This is a genomic window from Subdoligranulum variabile, assembly GCF_025152575.1.
GTDB classification, from domain to species: domain Bacteria; phylum Bacillota; class Clostridia; order Oscillospirales; family Ruminococcaceae; genus Gemmiger; species Gemmiger variabilis.
Genome location: NZ_CP102293.1, coordinates 3013789 through 3030854, shown reverse-complemented (window position 1 = coordinate 3030854; position 17066 = coordinate 3013789). Strand labels below are relative to the sequence as shown.

Sequence of the window (17066 nt, the reverse complement as noted above, 5' to 3'; positions counted from 1 at the left end):
CCGGCAACAGAGTGCAGGTTTCATTATCTGCTGGAAGCATTGAGTATGTCGCTACCGCCATGGTATTCCGGCAGACAACCGCGCGCCCGCATGGAACAGGAATCCTCCCCTGCCACGATGATATGATCAATTACGCTGACGCCCAATGGGTCCAATGCCTTCATGATCCCAACTGTCGCAATTACATCTGCCTCACTGGGCAGTGGTAATCCGGTGGGATGATTATGGGCCAGAATTCCGCAGGTCGCATCGGTACGGGCCACGTCCCGCAACAGTTTACGGGTATCGATATGCACGCGATTCGGAACTCCTTCGGCAATCCGCAAATCTCGAACCGGGCAGCACTTGTCATCCAACAGAATCAAGTACAAAAGTTCATTCTGTAATCCCAAAAACAGCGGTTTCACATATTCAACGGCCGCCTCCGTATGATTGAGCGCCACCCGGTGTTTCCTCTTCTTGAGAGCATAGTAACGGCCGAAAGCCGTTACGGTTGAGATCAGTCTCGCGCTTTTCTCTCCAATTCCTTTTACCTGTTTCAATTCCTCGGGATCCGCTTCCATAACTTTGCAGAAATCTCCGAAATGCTGAATCAGGCGGTGGGCCAACTCATTGGTATCCTGTCGCGGGATTGCCAGAAACAGAAGATATTCCAGTGCTTCATGCTCGGCCAAACTGTCCAGTCCGTCCCGCTCCACTCGCACCTGCATACGGGCCCGATGTTTTTCGTGCAGCGGACGCGCCTTGTTTTGGTCCATGCTCTCACATCCTTCTGGCATTTCCCTTTACCTTTTCTTCATTTTATTATATACTGTAAAAAACAATTTGCAAAGTATGAATTTGCCAAGTGAGGATTCCATGAAAAGTTTTACTGCCGGTTCCAATGAAAACGGAGTACGCCTGAGCCGCTTTGTGGAGAGTGTGACGCAGCAGTTGCCAAGAAGCATGATGTACAAAGCATTCCGAAACAAAAGAATTAAAGTAAACGGGAAACGCGCCGAACCTGACACACGGCTTTGTACCGGTGATGTGATCGAGATGTATATCAACGACGAATTTTTCCCGGCCCACACCGGAACCTCCAAACCGAAACCGCCCCGTCGGCAGCCTCCCGTCACCATTGTATACGAAGACGAGAATTTTGCAGTTCTGTACAAGCCAGCACATCTGCTCTGTCACCGTGATCGTACCGGCGATCCCAACCTGGTAGACGCCTTTGCTGCCTATCTGGAGGCCAAGGGCGAGTATAATCCCCATGCCGAACAGCGATTTGCCCCTGCCTTGTGCAACCGCCTGGACCGCGGTACCGAAGGTCTGGTTCTGGCTGCGAAAACTTACCAGGCGCTGCGTGATTTGAATGAAATCATCCGTACCGACCTGATGAAAAAAGAATACCTTACCATCACCGTAGGAGCACCGCCAGCGGGCCGCCACATTGCCTGGCTCCAGCACAGCGAAAAAAACAACAAGGTTCGCATTCATGCCCGGCAATCCGAGGGCTACAAGCAGATTATCACGGACGTCACTGTCATCCGCCAGTCCGGACCGTTTGCGCTTTGCCGGATTGGTCTGATTACGGGACGTACGCATCAGATTCGTGCACATCTTTCTTATCTGGGCCATCCCGTTTTGGGAGATATCAAATATGGCAACCGTAAAATGAACGAACGAACCGGATTGAAAACACAAGCTCTCTGCGCACAGCGCCTGACTTTCGGGCGCATTCCTCCGGAGAACCGTCTACAGTATCTGTCCGGACGCGTCATCAAACTGGACGATCCTGAAATCATCAGACTGTTTGATCGTCTGACACAACAATAAAAACAACCGCTGCCAATGTTGGCAGCGGTTGTTTTTATTGTACAGATGATTTACGCGAATGCTTCTGCATTACGCAATCACAAAATGATACACCAAAGACACCGCAATAATTAAGGCACAGACAATCGCCGTAATCGGAGGCGCCCAGTGGATAATACGTTCCGCCATCACATCGTCTTCGCTGGCTTCATCATCATCTGCATAACGGCCGCGCTTTTTGCCCCGCGGCATATCATCTTCGTCCTCGTCCTCGTAGTCGAGTTCATCGGTATCGTACATCTGCGTGCCTTCGTCGTCATCCTCTTCGTCGTCAAACAAACGACCTTTGGGAGCATAACGACGCACACGTTCCATCTCAGCATCATCCTGCTGTGCATATTCTTTGGGATCATAGGTAGCTGTTGCGTCTTCGGCATAGCCATCATCAGCCTGATCAATGGCTGCCTGCGCAGCTGCCGCTGTAGCCGCGGGATTGCTGGCAGGTGCGCGTTGCGGCGCAACATTGTTTGCGACAGAATTGATCTCCTGTTGCTGACGTTCCGCTGCACGACGCGCTTCTTCCAGAATGGTGGTCAGCGTCGCCTTGATGCCGGCACGATCACCGCCGCACTCCGAACAATAGGTGCAATTTTCCTCATTTGGATGGAACGCACCACAAGCGCAGAACCAGCCGTATTCGGTATCCTGCGGAACACAGGTCAGCATGCTGTTGCCTGTACGCTGCTGCAGCGTTTTAGCGATGGAAGCCGGCAGTACACGGGGCATCTGCAAACGAACTCGCTTATAGTTGCGCAGATCCACACCACGTCCATTCAGGAAAGCGCGGTCCTGTTCCACTTCCACGCTGGAAACGGGGGTGTCACTGACATATACAGCATCGTCACTGCCGAAAACATCACCAGGCTGTGCGTCCAACTGCTCATAATAGAAATCATCTTCGCACAGGACCTGACCGGCGGCATCTTTGCATTTGAAATGAACCACCAATCCGGTCAACGGCTCTGTCCCCACATTTTTGAAAGTAAGGCAAACCGCAACTTCACCGGTAACATCACCTTTCAGCAGTTCAACGCGAACAAACTGAACCGGGCTGCCGGCAGTGTAATAATTGGCGCGGGATTGCGCCATCAGGGAAAAATTCTGATCCATGATCCAACACCTACTTTTTACTCTTGGGCGTCCGGTCGGTCTGCATCCGGCTCGGCAGCAGTATCAGGCTTACGGGATTCTTCCTGCGCAGGATCCGGGGCAGCCGCAGGCGCTTCCGGCTCCGCAACTTTTGTTGTTTCACCTTTACCCAGATCAAACGGCGGGAGGTTACCGCCCTCCATCAGCGTTCTAAATTCATCACCACTGATTTTCTCGCGCTCCATCAAAACGGTGGCCACCTTGTGCAGCTCAGTCATGTGCTCCGTCAGCAGCCGCCGCGCCGTTTCATACGCTTCATCCACAATATCGCGGATCTCATTATCAATTTCCGAGGCAATAGCTTCGGAATAGCCTTTTCCCTGACCGAAATCACGGCCCAGGAATGTCTGTTCCGGATCGCTGCCGTAAACGACCGGCCCCATCCGCTCCGAGAAGCCGTACCGCGTAACCATTGCGCGGGCGGTATCGGTAGCGCGCTGCAAATCGCTGGAGGCACCGGTCGAGATATCGTCGAGCACCAGTTGCTCCGCAACACGACCGCCCAGCAGGGAAACAATGTTTTCAAACATTGCGGTTTTGGTTACATAGCTGGGATCTTTTTCGGGCAGATACATGGTATATCCGCCTGCGCCTCCGCGGGAAATAATACTAATCTGATGCACCGGGTCATGATGCTTTCCGAAATAACCGGTAATGGCATGCCCCGTTTCATGATACGCCACCAGACGGCGTTCATCATCCGTCACAACATGGCTCTTCTTCTCAGGGCCCATCATGACCTTGACAGAAGCTTCTTCGATCTCCGGCTCGGTAATGGCCTTCTTGCCGCGCCGTGCAGCCAGCAGAGCTGCCTCGTTGACCAGATTTTCCAGGTCAGCACCAGAAAATCCTGCCGTAGAACGGGCAATGGTCTTCAGGCTGACGTCCGGGCCCAGCGGTTTATTTTTGGTATGGACCTTGAGAATTTCCTCGCGGCCCTTCACATCGGGCAACCCCACATAAACCTGACGGTCAAAACGGCCAGGACGGAGCAACGCCTTATCAAGGATATCTGCCCGGTTAGTCGCAGCCATGACGATAACGCCATCATTGGCATCGAAACCGTCCATCTCTACCAGCAACTGGTTCAGAGTCTGTTCACGTTCGTCGTGACCGCCGCCCAAGCCAGCACCACGCTGCCGGCCAACCGCATCGATCTCATCGATAAACACAATGGAGGGCATCGTTTTTTTGGCCTTTTCAAACAGGTCACGCACACGGGAAGCACCGACGCCTACATACATTTCCACAAAATCGGAACCGGAAATAGCATAAAACGGCACGCCCGCTTCACCAGCGCAAGCGCGGGCCAGCAGCGTCTTACCGGTACCCGGAGGGCCTACCAGCAAAACGCCATGGGGAATCCGTGCGCCAAGAGAGTTGAACTTACCCGGCGCTTTAAGAAATTCCACCACTTCCTGCAGCTCAGCTTTTTCTTCATCGGCACCGGCCACATCAGCAAAAGTAGCCTTGCGCTGATTTTCCTGCTGATCTTTCACTTTGGCACGGCCGACATTCATAATGCCGCCACCGGCTCCGCCGCGGTACATCGACATAAACAGCATGCCGAGGCTTCCCAGCATCACGACATAGAAGATAATCTCCAGCCAGGGGATACTGGTCTTGGCTGCCACGTAGTCGAAAATCATCGGTGCATCCGGGTTTGCCTCATTGTATGCATCGATGAAATCGGAAATTTTTCCGGTGTTGAAATCCACACCGTACGGCAGTTTGTAGGTTACATACACCGTACCGCCATTGGCAGGCAGTGCATCCTCCTCTGATCCGCCCAGACTGTTGAGCAGACCTCCCGTCTGCTGATCATCCATCTGAACGGTGGCCTCTGGAAGAGGAATCTTTCCTTCCTTCAGCCACATTTCCAGCTTGTTCGTTCCCATATCCAGACGGTACGAGGTGACCTGCTGGTTTTCAAAATAATAGTAAATCTCAGAGTAATTGATATGGTTCGATGCAGAGACCGACAGCAGCGGCGACAAACTCACAAAGAACAATACCACGACCATGAGCACGGCAACCACAAGGATGCCGCTGAAACGAGGTTTATGCTGCAAGAAATCAACTCCTATCCGGTACGTCGCACCGGGTAATTTGGCCGCCCGAGCCGGCTTTATTTACTGTAAATCTCGGGTTTCAACACACCCACATAAGGCAGGTTGCGATACTTTTCATCAAAATCCAGGCCATAGCCCACCACAAATTCATCAGGCACTTCAAACCCGAGATAATCCGGTTCAATGTCAGCCTTGCGGCGGCTGGGCTTGCTCAAAATGGTACACAGACGCACACTGTTCGGGTTACGCATCCGCAATACCGGCAGTAAATGAGACAATGTGATGCCAGTATCCAGAATGTCCTCGACAATCAAAACGTCCTTACCGGTCAAATCGGCGTCCAAATCCTTGACAATTTTCACAAGGCCTGTGGATTCGGTGTTGGCACCGCCATAGCTGGAAACCACCATAAAGTCAATTCCGCAGGGAATCTTGATCGCTCGCATCAAGTCTGCCATAAAGACAACAGATCCCTTTAAAATGGAGACCAACAGCAGATCCCTGCCCTGATAGTCGCGGCTGATCTGCTCACCAAGTGCCGCCACCTTGTCCTGAAGTTGCTCTTCCGATACCAAAATATGATCGATGTCCCGATCCATGCTCTGCATGCTATTCATCCTCCTCGGCTTTCTCCGTACGAACCATCCATACCTCATTGGTATAAGAATCGGGAGCAACACCTTCAGCAAAGCCGCTGCCCCACAACCAAAGCACCTCACTTCCGTCTGCAAGCAGCGGTAACAGCGGGCGCTCATCCTGCGGAATCCCGAGTTCGTTATAGTATTTTTTCAATGTCTTACGCACATGCCGACCGGCCGGGCGGAAAAAATCCCCCGGCAGCCGCGTACGCAATTGTAGATTCTTCTGTATTTTAGCACAATCCGCGCAACAGTTTAAGTCTTTTTTGAAAATTGGTTGATTTTTTAGAAATTCTTCATACTTTACACGGCGAAATTCAACAAAATAACCACCCGGCAGGAAAAATTGTCCTTCTCCGAAAGGCTGCGGGGGGGCCGGCGGCGGTCGGATTCCCCGCGGTGTCAGGCGCAACAAGACTCCATCTTTAACTTTATAAGTCACTTCCGGGGTCAGTTGCAGAGCACCTTCTCCCCTTTGCAGCAGGAATCGAAGCAAGGTGATATATTTTTCTTCCGCATCACGAACCGGACTGATCAGCGAATGCAAAGCTGCGTCAAGTACCGGTCCTTCCGCTTTGCGCAGAACCGAAATATCATACCCCTTTTCTACTGTGGCCGCTTGCAGCAGCGCCGCAGCTTCTCCCGTCAGCCACTGGTCCAGATCGCGCATCTGACGGCAAAGCCGTGCAATAGCCACCTCGGCCGCCGGGTTGGCATACTGCAGCGCAGGAATGGCATCATGACGGATCCGATTGCGTGCATAGGTGTCCTGCGCATTGGTTTCGTCCTGCACATAGTTTTGCCCAAGTGCAGTGCAGTATGCCTCGGTTTCCCCGCGTGTCAGACAAAGGCAGGGGCGGATATAGTATCCTCGGCGCGGCGGAATGCCCGCCATTCCATGCACGCCTGTGCCGCGGGCCATCCGAAACAGAATCGTTTCCACCTGATCTGACATCGTGTGCGCTGTGGCAATAAACGCTTCCTCTTGCACGGCCAGCTGGTCAAACCAACCGTAGCGAAGCCCCCGCGCCCATTCCTCGCTGGGCTGCTGAGGAATCTGCACTCCTTCTTTTACCGCATCATAGAGGAAAAGCTCCACTCCGTTTTTGCGGCAGAACGCCGTCACGAAATTGGCATCCGCAATAGCATTGACGCCACGGATTCCATGATTGACATGGGTTGCCAGCACTTCAATCTCCAGATCCCGGCGCCGGCGCAGTAAAAAAAGCAACAAAGCCATAGAGTCTGCCCCTCCGGAGCAGGCTGCAATGACTCTGTCGCCAGACTTGAACAAACCCTGTTGACGGCAATATGCCAGCAAGGTTTCTTCCACATGTTCAATTACCTTTTCGTCCTCAGAACTCATGGGTCACATCCAGATTGCTGAAGCGTGTATGGGCACCATCCCAGCCAAGACGGACCACACTGGTCTCACCGTGACGGTTTTTGGCCACGATACATTCGGCTTCGTTTTCATTAGCCTGATTTTCCTCACCGTTCTGCGAATTGTAATAGGCCGCACGGTACAGGAACAACACAATATCCGCATCCTGCTCGATCGAGCCGGAGTCACGCAGATCGGAAAGCTGCGGCCGATGGTCCGAACGCCCAGCCGTCTTTTCCGCCGCGCGGGAAAGCTGCGACAAAGCAATGACGGGGACATTCAGTTCCTTGGCCATAATCTTGAGGTTTCGGGTAATATCACTGATTTCCTGCACACGGCTTTCCGTTCGCTTGGCGCTCTGCATCAGCTGCAGATAATCAATGATTACAAGGCCAATCTTATCTTTTTTCGGATCTTGATTGATGGTGCGGATTTTGGCCTTGATTTCGGGCACCGAAATACCGGATGTATCATCCATATAAATGGGCGCATTGTAAAGTAAGGAGGTCGCCTGCGCAAAGTCATTCCAGTCAGAGTTGTTCAGTCGACCTGTACGGAAAGCCTGACTGTCGATGTTGGCTGTGCTGGAAAGAATTCGGTCGGTCAACTGTTCGCAAGTCATTTCGAGACTGAAGATGATCGTGGGCACCTTTTGCTGCCGAGCCACGTTGGTTGCAATATTCAGTGCGAAACTCGTTTTTCCCATGCCGGGACGCGCTGCCAGAATAATCAGGTCAGAACGTCCGAGGCCGGTCAAAACGGTATCCAGATAATTGAATCCGGTGGGAATGCCGGCAAACTTGTCACGATCTGCACCACTGAGCTTCTGCATCGTGTCAATGACTTCCAGAATAGACTCCCGGATTGTCTTGACGCCAGACTTATCCTTTCCACTGCGGATATCATAAATTTTCTGTTCTGCCGATTCCAGCAGCAGATCCGCGTCTTCACCGCTCGCTGTCTCGCTGAGGATACTGCGCGCCGCTTCAATCAGACGGCGTGCCTGGTACTTTTCCTTGACGATTTTAAAATAGGAATCCACATTGGAGATGGCCGGAACCGTCTCGGCAATATGCGTGATATAGATTTTTGCATCGTCAGCGCTGGCAAAAGTTCCTGCTCCCGCCAGAGCATTCACCAGTGTGATGATATCTACCGCTTCACTCTCGGTATACAGGGTTCGCATCGTTTCATAGACGGCGCGGTTCTGATCCGAATAGAACATTTCCGGTTCCATATCGGTGATGAGACGGTTAAGAACCGTTTCATCCATGAGGGCGGCACCAAGAATACTTTGCTCGGCCTGCATATTGTAGGGCATCTGGATGCCCAGACTCGAAAGGCTCAGTTCTTCATTGCGAGGCACTGCGGGCATCCTCCTTCCCTCCGGTTTTTATGTAAAGCATTTTTGCCTTACAGCTCCTCCACCTTAACTTTGAAGGTAGCCGTCACGCCCGCATACAGACGCACCGTGGCGTCATAACTGCCGAATTCCTTGATGGCAGACGGAAGTTCCACCTTTTTCTTGTCAATCTCGGTGCCTGTAAGCTTGGTCAACAGTTCAGCAACTTCCTTGCCGGTAACCTTACCATACAGCTTGCCGGAAGCGCCGCCCTTGATCTTGGTAGACACAGTCTGGCCCTGAATTTTGTCCGCCAGCGCCTGGGCGGCTGCACGAGCTTCTGCCTCGTGGTGCGCTTTTGCCTCGCTCTTGGTGCGAGCCTGATTTAAGGCCGCAGCATCGGCAGGCGCTGCCAGACCGCGGGGAAAAAGAAAGTTGCGTGCGTATCCGTCCGAGACCTCATGAATCTCGTCCTTCTTGCCAATGGTTTTAACATCCTGTTTCAGAATGATTTTCATAGCATTGTCCTCCGATTCTATCAGTGTATGTGCGCCGCCGCAGCATTTGCTGCCTGCGAAGCACGGTAAAGATCAATTTGTTCGCGGATTTTGTGTTCCGCCGCGTCCAACGTGCAATTCTGCAGCTGAGCGCCGGCCATCATAAGGTGGCCACCGCCGCCCAAAGGTTCCAGAATCACCTGGACGTTAAGTGCCCCCATACTGCGGGCAGATATGTTAACACCGCCATTTTTAGCGACCGCCACAAAGCTGGCGTCCACACCATTGATGGTCAGCAGGTCGTTGGCCGCCATCGGCAGTACCACATTCATGCCCGCATCCAGTTCCCCGGACAGCGCAATGGCACAGCCCTTATATATGTAAGCGCTTTCCACAATGTGTGCACGCGCCTCATATTCTTCCTTGGAGGTGTTGAAAAGCAGCTTCGTTTCTGCTGTCTGTGCACCACGGCTACGCAGCCACGCAGCCGCTTCAAACGTGCGTACCCCGACATGCAAAGCAAAACTGCGGGTGTCAAGCATAATACCAGCCAGCAGCGCTTGCGCCTCCAACGGCGTAATATTGCCTTCCTTCGGCATAAACTGCAGTAATTCGCAAATCAGTTCGCTGGCGCTGGAAGCATACGGTTCATGATACAGCAATAGCGGACGATCAATGTGTCCCACCGCCATTCGGTGATGGTCGATGACTACCACACGCTTGCACTTCTCATAGATTTTCTGGCTTTCGAGCAGCCGGACCTGGTAGGTATCCACCACGATCAGCAGCGTATTAGGCGTAATAACCTCCAGCGTTTGATCCGGGGTAATGAAATCCTTGCCGCACCCGGCATCCAGAAACGTCTTGAGCAACGGCCCTGCCAACGTAGCATCACTGTTGATGGCAATTACAGCCGGTACCCCACACATCTTACAAATTCGCAGGGCACCGATTGCAGATCCCACCGCATCGAGGTCACTCATACGGTGCCCCATAACGATGACGCTGTCACTCTTTTTGATCAAATCGCACAATGCACGGGAAATGATTCGGCTGCGCACATGACTGCGTTTTTCTACGCCGTGAGAAATACCCCCGTAGAATTCGAAACCATCCACCGTTTTGACGGCTGCCTGATCGCCGCCGCGCCCCAGCGCGATGTCGATACTTTCCCGTGCCATCTGATGGCACTCCTGCAAGGTTTTTCCACCATGCCCTACTCCGATGGAGAGCGTGGTCAAACCACCCGGATGCAATGCACGCACCTTGTCAAGAATGTCAAATCGTTCCTGAATCATCCAGCGAACATCGCGCTCTTCCACCACCGCAATGTAACGGCTGTTGGAAACCCTGCGCAGAAAGCCGGTGCTTCGCCCGATATAGGTTTCCAACAAGCTGTTGATGGCTTCCAATTCCTTGGCCTGTTCACTGTCCTTCATATCATCAAACAGTTCGTCGTAACTGTCAATGACAATAATCAGACAGGCCGGTCGGCTCTCGGTATATTCCTCCAGTGTTTGCTTGTAAAAGGTATCGTCCACCAGGTAAACAATGCTGGCTCCTCGACTCCCTTTTGCGGAACCTGCATACGCCGTAAAACGCCGGTCCCCTACTGTCAGATCCTGACCGTGGGGCCGGGAACAGACGGCCAGATCCAGATCCGGAAAGACCCTGTCCACCGGACGAGTAACGGCGTCACTCCCTTGCAAAACTTTCTCACGGAAGAAAGTATTATACCACAGAATTCTACCATCCGCAACGAGCATGGTCGGAATCGGCAATCCCGTCAGACTGTACTGGATGCGGCTGTTTTCAAAATCCGTGCTGCACAGCTGGGCAGCCACATAGGTCCGCAGCCTGCGGCGCATATACCAAAGGGTGCCCAGTGCAATGGCAACCAGTACAAACGGCACGATCAGCCACTGCGGCGAAACCATTGCCACCGGAACGATCATAACCACCAGCGCCACAAGCAGCAGCAACAATACCGCTGCCGTATCCAGGCCGTCTTTGTGTTTCATGGTGAAAAACCCCACATTCCCGCCGGGCGGGCGGATTCTCAAACTTCCAGCAAGATGGGCAGGATCATCGGGCTGCGCTTGGTGCGACGATAGATATAACTGGAGAGAGCCTCCCGCACACGAGCTTTTACGCTGGCCCAGTCATGCATGTTGTCGCTCAGGCTGCGGTCCAGTGCCATTTCTACCTGGGTGCGAAGACCATCCATCAGTTCCTCGCTCTCCCGCACATACACAAAACCACGGCTTACGATGTCCGGCCCAGAAAGCACCTGCCCGTTAGATCCATCCACCGCTGCCGTAACGATGATGATGCCGTCCTCCGACAGATGATGACGGTCCCGCAGAACAACGTTGCCCACGTCACCCACACCATAACCGTCCACCATAACGGCACCGGCGGTGACGGTATTTTCCACCGTCATTCCATCCACCGAAAGACGGATATTCTGCCCGTTTTCCGCAATATAGATGTTCTGTTTCGGAATATACCCCAGATGCTCTGCCGTCTCGGCATGGCGCTTGAGCTGTTTGAACTCACCATGCACCGGCAGAAAATACTGCGGATGCGCCAGCGTAAGCATCAGTTTCTGTTCTTCCTGGCAGGCGTGACCGGATACGTGGGTGTCATACATATTCTCGTAGATGACTTCCGCTCCCAGGCTCAACAGCCCGTTGACCACTTTGGTCACCGTCTTTTCATTGCCGGGAATCGGACGCGCCGAGATGATGATAAAGTCATTGGGGCCAACCTTTACCTGACGGTGGCTGGCCTGCGCCATGCGAGACAGGGCAGAAAGGGGTTCGCCCTGGCTACCGGTCGTGATCAGCACAACCTTCTCCGGCGGGTACTTGTTGATCTCATCGATGTCAATCAGCACATTATCCGGTGCATGCAGATACCCCAGTTCCCGTGCCATTTCAGTATTGGAAACCATGCTGCGGCCACTCACGGCCACCTTACGACCCGACTCGATGGCCAAGTCGATGATCTGCTGTACACGGTAAATATTGGAAGCAAAGGTCGCAACTATGATTCTGCGGTTGCGGGCGCGCACAAAAAGTCGACGCACGCCTTCTGCCACGGTCTGTTCGGTTGCCGTAAATCCAGGGCGCTCTGCATTGGTGGAATCGGCCAGCAATGCAAGCACACCTTTGCGGCCGTATTCCGCAATCGTAGACAAATCCGTAACGGCATCCCCAGAAAGCGGTGTATAATCCACCTTGAAGTCGCCCGTATGAATCACGATACCCGCCGGGCACTCAATGGCAAAGGCCAACGCATCGGGAATGGAATGATTTACGTGAATGGGTTCCACCGTAAAGCAGCCCAATTTAACTTTTTGCCGCGGACGGATTTCGTGGAAAATGGCACTGGATGCAAGGCCATGCTCTTCCAGCTTGTTCTTGATCAGGCCGATAGTCAACCGTGCCGCATAAATCGGCACATTGAACTTCTTGAGCAGATACGGCAGGCTTCCGATGTGATCCTCATGACCATGGGTAATAAACAGACCCTTGATTTTGTCCTTGTTTTCCAGGACATAGGTGAAGTCCGGAATAACCAGATCTACGCCAAACATATCGGCATCGGGAAAAACCAGACCACAGTCCACAAGGATCATATCCCCCTGGCACTCATACAGGGTAATGTTTTTACCGACCTCGCCGAGACCGCCCAGCGGGCAGATGTGCATGGGAATCGCCGGTGTCATTTCATAGCCGCGTGCCTGCTGCTTACGGCCACGGCGGGTCTGCGTTTTATTGGCGGCAGTCGCATTGTTTTGCCCCTGCGGGCCGCGGCTGCGACGGGAACGCGGTGCCGGCACGCTCTGCGACGCAGAGGCAGTGTCAGCGGCTGCCACCTGGTGGCCTGGCCGACGGCGAGGTTTGCGCGGCGCATTGTTGTTCTGCTGATTTTTTTCGGCGCGAGGGGCGCGATGAGTTGTGCTGCGATCTCCCGCCGCCTGTCCGTTATGACTATTGGATGCTTTGCGTTTGGGCTTGATTTCTTCCATGAAAACCTCCATACTTTCTTCTGACAGAGGCTACTGCCTGCGGACGGTTCCTGCGGGTTCCCCTGTGCTGAATTTGCGATTTATGTATCAGAAAACATCAACGTATTTCCTGTTGGTTGGGCGCGAAAAGTCCGCCTGAAAAGGCGCGGCCAGGCCCTGTCTATACACATCATTGCAGTTATTATTTATTATAAACGGTATCCGTTATCTTGTCAAACTTGCCAGAACCGTACAAAGCGGGTATAATTCCTGTACAAGGATTATTGCCAGTACCAGGAGATTTATATGAAACATATCGAGATCTATACCGACGGCGCCTGCAGCGGCAACCCCGGTCCCGGCGGCTGGGGAGCGATTCTGCGTTTTCGTGCCCGTGACAAGATATTTGAAAAAGAGCTCTCCGGCGGCGAAGCGCAGACAACCAACAACCGCATGGAAATGACAGCTCTGCTGGAGGCACTGCGCCAGCTGAAAGAGCCTTGCGCCATCGAGCTGTACAGCGACAGCCAGTATGTAATCAACGCGCTGGAGAAGGGATGGGCCAAAGGGTGGCGTTCCAGAGGCTGGAAAAAAGCCGATAAGTCCCCCGCGCTGAATGCCGATCTCTGGGACCCGTTACTTGCGGAAAGTGAAAAACATCACCTTACCTACCATTGGCTCAAAGGACACGCCGGACACCCGGAAAACGAACGCTGTGACCGCATGGCGGTGGAACAAAGCAAAAAATACGGCGGCCGGCAGGCCTGAGTACAGCAAGGAGGACCTCTATGGAAGGTTTCAACACCTTTGAAAAGCAGTATAAAGTTCTGATGGGCATGAGCGGCGGCGTGGATTCCAGTGTTGCCGTACGCATTCTGCAGGAGCAGGGGTTTGCCGTACAGGGAGCCGTAATCCGGTTTTCTCCGGCCCATGACGGTGCGGTTTCCGCTGCACAGGAATCTGCCAAAACATTGCAGATTCCCCTGCACATCATCGATGCCCGGGATGCGTTTGAGCAGCATGTGATTCTGCCTTTCTGTGAGAGCTATTGCGCCGGCATGACCCCCAACCCCTGTATTCTCTGTAACCCGCTTGTCAAATTCCGCCTTCTGGCTGAAAAGGCAAACGAACTGGGCTGCCAGTTCATTGCCACCGGCCATTATGCCCGTGTAGAAGTAGATCACAAGGGGGTCAGCCGCATCGCCGTGCCGCAAAGCACTGCCCGCGACCAGAGCTATATGCTCTATCGCCTGCCGCAGGAAATCCTCAGCAAGCTGATTCTGCCGCTGGGCGAATTCGAGAAGGATGACATCCGGGAGATGGCACGAGACATTCATCTGGCTTGTGCCGATGCACCGGACTCCATGGAAATCTGCTTCATCCCGGATGGGGATTATGCCGCCTACATCCGGAGCCGTGGTTTTTCCCCCAAGACGGGTCGCTTCATAGGCCCACAGGGGGAGGACCTCGGCCCTCATGCCGGCGTGGATCATTACACCGTGGGGCAGCGCAAAGGGTTGGGCATTGCCGCAGGGCGGCCGCTGTTTGTCAAGGCAATTTTAGAAAACGGTGACATTCAGCTGGCAGAAACCGGCCAGGAATACAGCACTCACATTACCCTTTGTGATCTGACCACACCGGACGGACAGCCCTTGCCTGCCGGAGACTACCTTGTGAAAATCCGCAGTGCCGCCAAGCCCTCCCCGTGCCTATACGACGGTGCCGGAGCCGTACGCTTTCCAGACCCGGTCCGTGCACCCGCCCCTGGACAAAGCGCCGTCTTCTACCGCGATGGCCTTGTTTTCGGTGGCGGTATTATCGCAGAAACCGATTGAGTGCATATACAAGCAAAAAGCCTTCCCGCAGTTAAACCGAACCGGTAAAAACGGACAATAGACAAAACGCCCCCTGCATAGGAAAATAAACCTATACAGGGGGTGTTCGTATGTCATGAAGGAAATACGCACATATTCAGGAGTTGGAAGAAGAAATCCTAAGTATGCGGCAAAGGTGTGCAACACGGCAAGAGATAGCAGATCAGTTGGGATTGAGCAAATCGCAAATCAAGAATTGGATCAATCGGTATAACCGCAAACAAGCAAAACTGAAAGCCGGAATTTTTCCACGCCTGAAAGGCAGCAAAGGAATTTACCACAATCCCAAGACAATTCTGCGTGTCATGAAAAAATATGGCTTGCTGGCCGAGATTCGCCGCCGCAGAAGATGGGACAGCAGCTGCACAAATATGAAAATCTTCTCAACCGAGATTTTCATGCCGAAAGGCCAAACTACAAATGGGTAACTGACATTTCTTATATTCAAACCAAGCAAGGTGTATTGTACCTGTTCATGATTCGGGACCTGTATGACAACAGCATCGTAGCCTACAAAACCGGGACGGAGCAAAGCGTGAATTTGGTGTTGGACACGATCCGCCAGGCAATACGCAGAGAAAAAAAGAAGGTCACTGCGGAGCTCCACCTCCACAGTGACCAAGGTGCTCAGTACGCCTCACAAGCATATTTTGAGCTGACTCAACAATACGGCATTACGCCTTCGATGTCAAGACATGGGAACCCATATGACAACGCAATGGCGGAAAATTTCTTCTCTATCCTCAAAACAGAGTGCATCTACCGCCACAGACCAGCCACCTTTTCAGAAGCCAATGAGATGATTGACCGTTATATCCAAAGCAAAACAGGAGTGGCGCCGATGACGCTGCGCCACTCCTGCTAAAACTGAATATTCCTGCACCGGGGGGCTTTTTTGTACTGTCTGCACAATTTGGGGCGGTTCAGTTGCAGGAAGGCTTTTTACTTATGATTTTTTGAAAAACGGCGTAAAATCAAAGGTTGCGAAATAATCCTCCGGCGTTTCCGCGCGACGAATCAGCTGATGGGATCCGTCCTCTTTGAGCAGAACTTCCGCACTGCGTAGTTTTCCATTATAGTTGTATCCCATCGAGAATCCATGGGCGCCCGTATCATGGATAAACAGTACATCCCCCTTGTCGATCTTCGGCAGCATGCGGTCGATGGCAAATTTATCGTTGTTCTCGCACAGACCACCGGTAATGTCATACTTATGGTCGCAAGGTTTGCTTTCCTTGCCCAGCACCGTGATATGATGGTACGCACCATACATGGCCGGCCGCATCAGGTTGGCCGCACAGGCATCAACACCGATATACTCTTTATAGATATGCTTCTCGTGCAGAACCGTGGTCACAAGACCGCCGTAAGGCGCCAGCATATAGCGCCCCATCTCGGTGAAAAGTGCCACGTCACCAAGTCCTGCCGGCACGAGAATTTCCTCGTACTGTTTGCGCACGCCCTCGCCGATCTTGGCAATGTCATTGCTGCGCTGTTCCGGGCGGTAGGCAATACCAACACCACCCGAGAGATTGATAAATTTGATTTTGGCCCCGGTACGTTCATGCAGACGCACCGCAAGCCGGAACAGAATGCCTGCCAGCTTCGGATAATATTCATCAGTGACCGTATTGCTGGCAAGGAACGCATGGATGCCGAACTCTTCCGCTCCCAGAGCCATCAGCTTGGTGTAGGCTTGTGCCATCTGGTCCTCGCTCATACCGTACTTGGCGTCTCCGGGGTTATCCATGATGCCATTTCCCAGGTCAAAGACGCCACCCGGGTTATAGCGGCAGCAGATCGTTTTGGGAATGCCTGCCACCTGCTGCAAAAACTCCACGTGGGTCAGATCATCCAAATTGATGTAGGCACCCAGTTCATAGGCTTTCTGCATATCCTGCACCGGGGTATCGTTGGAGGAAAACATGATATCGCTCCCCGTAAAGCCACAGGCCTCACTCATCAGCAGCTCGGTATAGCTGGAGCAATCCACGCCGCAGCCTTCCTCCTGCAGGATTTTGAGGATGTAGGGATTGGGCGTAGCTTTAACAGCAAAATATTCCTTAAATCCCTTGTTCCAGGCAAACGCTGCGTTGACGCGGCGCGCATTTTCCCGAATCCCTTTTTCATCATACAGATGGAACGGCGTCGGCACATCAGCAATGATTGCCTGGGCCTGCTCCAGCGTCACAAACGGCAATTTCTGCGTCATTTTTATTTCCTTTCCGACTTTCC

15 protein-coding genes are annotated in these 17066 nt (G+C 53.0%); 5 read left to right on the top strand and 10 right to left on the bottom strand.

What is annotated here, in order from left to right:
- Positions 1 to 23: 23 nt before the first annotated feature.
- The gene (locus NQ490_RS14280) at positions 24 to 758 is read right to left on the bottom strand and encodes a JAB domain-containing protein (protein ID WP_007046472.1); all 735 of its coding nucleotides are present in this window, start codon (positions 756 to 758) and stop codon (positions 24 to 26) included.
- Positions 759 to 858: 100 nt separating this feature from the next.
- Between NQ490_RS14280 and NQ490_RS14275 the strand changes: the two genes are divergently transcribed.
- On the top strand, positions 859 to 1821 hold the full coding sequence (locus NQ490_RS14275) for an RluA family pseudouridine synthase (protein ID WP_007046474.1): 963 nt from the start codon (positions 859 to 861) through the stop codon (positions 1819 to 1821).
- A gap of 69 nt (positions 1822 to 1890) precedes the next feature.
- On the opposite strand, the gene NQ490_RS14270 is transcribed toward NQ490_RS14275, so the two are convergent.
- The 8 genes from NQ490_RS14270 to NQ490_RS14235 all read right to left on the bottom strand — a co-directional run bounded on the left by NQ490_RS14270 (position 1891) and on the right by NQ490_RS14235 (position 12978).
- The gene (locus NQ490_RS14270; protein WP_007046475.1) at positions 1891 to 2970 is read right to left on the bottom strand and encodes a hypothetical protein; all 1080 of its coding nucleotides are present in this window, start codon (positions 2968 to 2970) and stop codon (positions 1891 to 1893) included.
- Positions 2971 to 2987: 17 nt separating this feature from the next.
- The gene (gene ftsH, locus NQ490_RS14265) at positions 2988 to 5033 is read right to left on the bottom strand and encodes an ATP-dependent zinc metalloprotease FtsH (RefSeq protein WP_007046476.1); all 2046 of its coding nucleotides are present in this window, start codon (positions 5031 to 5033) and stop codon (positions 2988 to 2990) included.
- Between the two features lie 104 nt (positions 5034 to 5137).
- Positions 5138 to 5689, bottom strand: coding sequence for a hypoxanthine phosphoribosyltransferase (hpt, locus tag NQ490_RS14260; RefSeq protein ID WP_040917595.1), 552 nt, complete (start codon positions 5687 to 5689; stop codon positions 5138 to 5140).
- 1 nt (position 5690) lies between these two features.
- On the bottom strand, positions 5691 to 7085 hold the full coding sequence (gene tilS, locus NQ490_RS14255) for a tRNA lysidine(34) synthetase TilS (protein ID WP_007046478.1): 1395 nt from the start codon (positions 7083 to 7085) through the stop codon (positions 5691 to 5693).
- Positions 7075 to 8478: a replicative DNA helicase gene (gene dnaB / locus NQ490_RS14250; RefSeq protein WP_007046479.1), complete on the bottom strand. Its 1404-nt coding sequence runs from the start codon at positions 8476 to 8478 to the stop codon at positions 7075 to 7077. The genes tilS and dnaB overlap by 11 nt, the downstream gene beginning before the upstream one ends.
- A 38-nt stretch (positions 8479 to 8516) precedes the next feature.
- A complete protein-coding gene (gene rplI / locus NQ490_RS14245; RefSeq protein WP_007046480.1) occupies positions 8517 to 8963 on the bottom strand; it encodes a 50S ribosomal protein L9 in 447 nt (148 codons plus the stop codon).
- Positions 8964 to 8983: 20 nt separating this feature from the next.
- Positions 8984 to 10963: a DHH family phosphoesterase gene (locus NQ490_RS14240; protein ID WP_007046481.1), complete on the bottom strand. Its 1980-nt coding sequence runs from the start codon at positions 10961 to 10963 to the stop codon at positions 8984 to 8986.
- A gap of 38 nt (positions 10964 to 11001) precedes the next feature.
- Positions 11002 to 12978 carry an RNase J family beta-CASP ribonuclease gene (locus NQ490_RS14235; protein ID WP_242654979.1) on the bottom strand — a complete coding sequence of 659 codons (1977 nt, stop codon included), beginning with the start codon at positions 12976 to 12978 and terminating at the stop codon, positions 11002 to 11004.
- A 285-nt stretch (positions 12979 to 13263) separates the two neighbouring features.
- On the opposite strand from NQ490_RS14235, the gene rnhA reads away from it, so the two are divergent.
- From rnhA to NQ490_RS14220, 4 genes are all read left to right on the top strand, one after another.
- Positions 13264 to 13725 carry a ribonuclease HI gene (gene rnhA / locus NQ490_RS14230; protein WP_007046484.1) on the top strand — a complete coding sequence of 154 codons (462 nt, stop codon included), beginning with the start codon at positions 13264 to 13266 and terminating at the stop codon, positions 13723 to 13725.
- 20 nt (positions 13726 to 13745) lie between these two features.
- A complete protein-coding gene (gene mnmA, locus NQ490_RS14225; RefSeq protein WP_007046485.1) occupies positions 13746 to 14792 on the top strand; it encodes a tRNA 2-thiouridine(34) synthase MnmA in 1047 nt (348 codons plus the stop codon).
- Between the two features lie 164 nt (positions 14793 to 14956).
- A complete protein-coding gene (locus NQ490_RS15465; RefSeq protein ID WP_147644660.1) occupies positions 14957 to 15259 on the top strand; it encodes a helix-turn-helix domain-containing protein in 303 nt (100 codons plus the stop codon).
- Positions 15181 to 15696, top strand: coding sequence for an IS3 family transposase (locus tag NQ490_RS14220; protein ID WP_007046486.1), 516 nt, complete (start codon positions 15181 to 15183; stop codon positions 15694 to 15696). Before NQ490_RS15465 ends, NQ490_RS14220 begins: the two co-directional genes overlap by 79 nt.
- A gap of 81 nt (positions 15697 to 15777) precedes the next feature.
- On the opposite strand, the gene NQ490_RS14215 is transcribed toward NQ490_RS14220, so the two are convergent.
- On the bottom strand, positions 15778 to 17043 hold the full coding sequence (locus NQ490_RS14215; RefSeq protein WP_007046487.1) for a diaminopimelate decarboxylase: 1266 nt from the start codon (positions 17041 to 17043) through the stop codon (positions 15778 to 15780).
- Between the last annotated feature and the right edge of the window lie 23 nt (positions 17044 to 17066).

Coding starts and splice junctions, on each gene's coding strand:
- dnaB (WP_007046479.1), bottom strand. CDS start 8,478: ATGCCCGCAGTGCCTCGCAATGAAGAACTGAGCCTTTCGAGTCTGGGC.
- ftsH (WP_007046476.1), bottom strand. CDS start 5,033: ATGGTCGTGGTATTGTTCTTTGTGAGTTTGTCGCCGCTGCTGTCGGTC.
- NQ490_RS14280 (WP_007046472.1), bottom strand. CDS start 758: ATGGACCAAAACAAGGCGCGTCCGCTGCACGAAAAACATCGGGCCCGT.
- NQ490_RS14240 (WP_007046481.1), bottom strand. CDS start 10,963: ATGAAACACAAAGACGGCCTGGATACGGCAGCGGTATTGTTGCTGCTG.
- mnmA (WP_007046485.1), top strand. CDS start 13,746: ATGGAAGGTTTCAACACCTTTGAAAAGCAGTATAAAGTTCTGATGGGC.
- NQ490_RS14220 (WP_007046486.1), top strand. CDS start 15,181: ATGGGACAGCAGCTGCACAAATATGAAAATCTTCTCAACCGAGATTTT.
- NQ490_RS14270 (WP_007046475.1), bottom strand. CDS start 2,970: ATGGATCAGAATTTTTCCCTGATGGCGCAATCCCGCGCCAATTATTAC.
- NQ490_RS14215 (WP_007046487.1), bottom strand. CDS start 17,043: ATGACGCAGAAATTGCCGTTTGTGACGCTGGAGCAGGCCCAGGCAATC.
- NQ490_RS15465 (WP_147644660.1), top strand. CDS start 14,957: ATGCGGCAAAGGTGTGCAACACGGCAAGAGATAGCAGATCAGTTGGGA.
- rnhA (WP_007046484.1), top strand. CDS start 13,264: ATGAAACATATCGAGATCTATACCGACGGCGCCTGCAGCGGCAACCCC.
- NQ490_RS14235 (WP_242654979.1), bottom strand. CDS start 12,978: ATGGAAGAAATCAAGCCCAAACGCAAAGCATCCAATAGTCATAACGGA.
- hpt (WP_040917595.1), bottom strand. CDS start 5,689: ATGCAGAGCATGGATCGGGACATCGATCATATTTTGGTATCGGAAGAG.
- NQ490_RS14275 (WP_007046474.1), top strand. CDS start 859: ATGAAAAGTTTTACTGCCGGTTCCAATGAAAACGGAGTACGCCTGAGC.
- tilS (WP_007046478.1), bottom strand. CDS start 7,085: ATGAGTTCTGAGGACGAAAAGGTAATTGAACATGTGGAAGAAACCTTG.
- rplI (WP_007046480.1), bottom strand. CDS start 8,963: ATGAAAATCATTCTGAAACAGGATGTTAAAACCATTGGCAAGAAGGAC.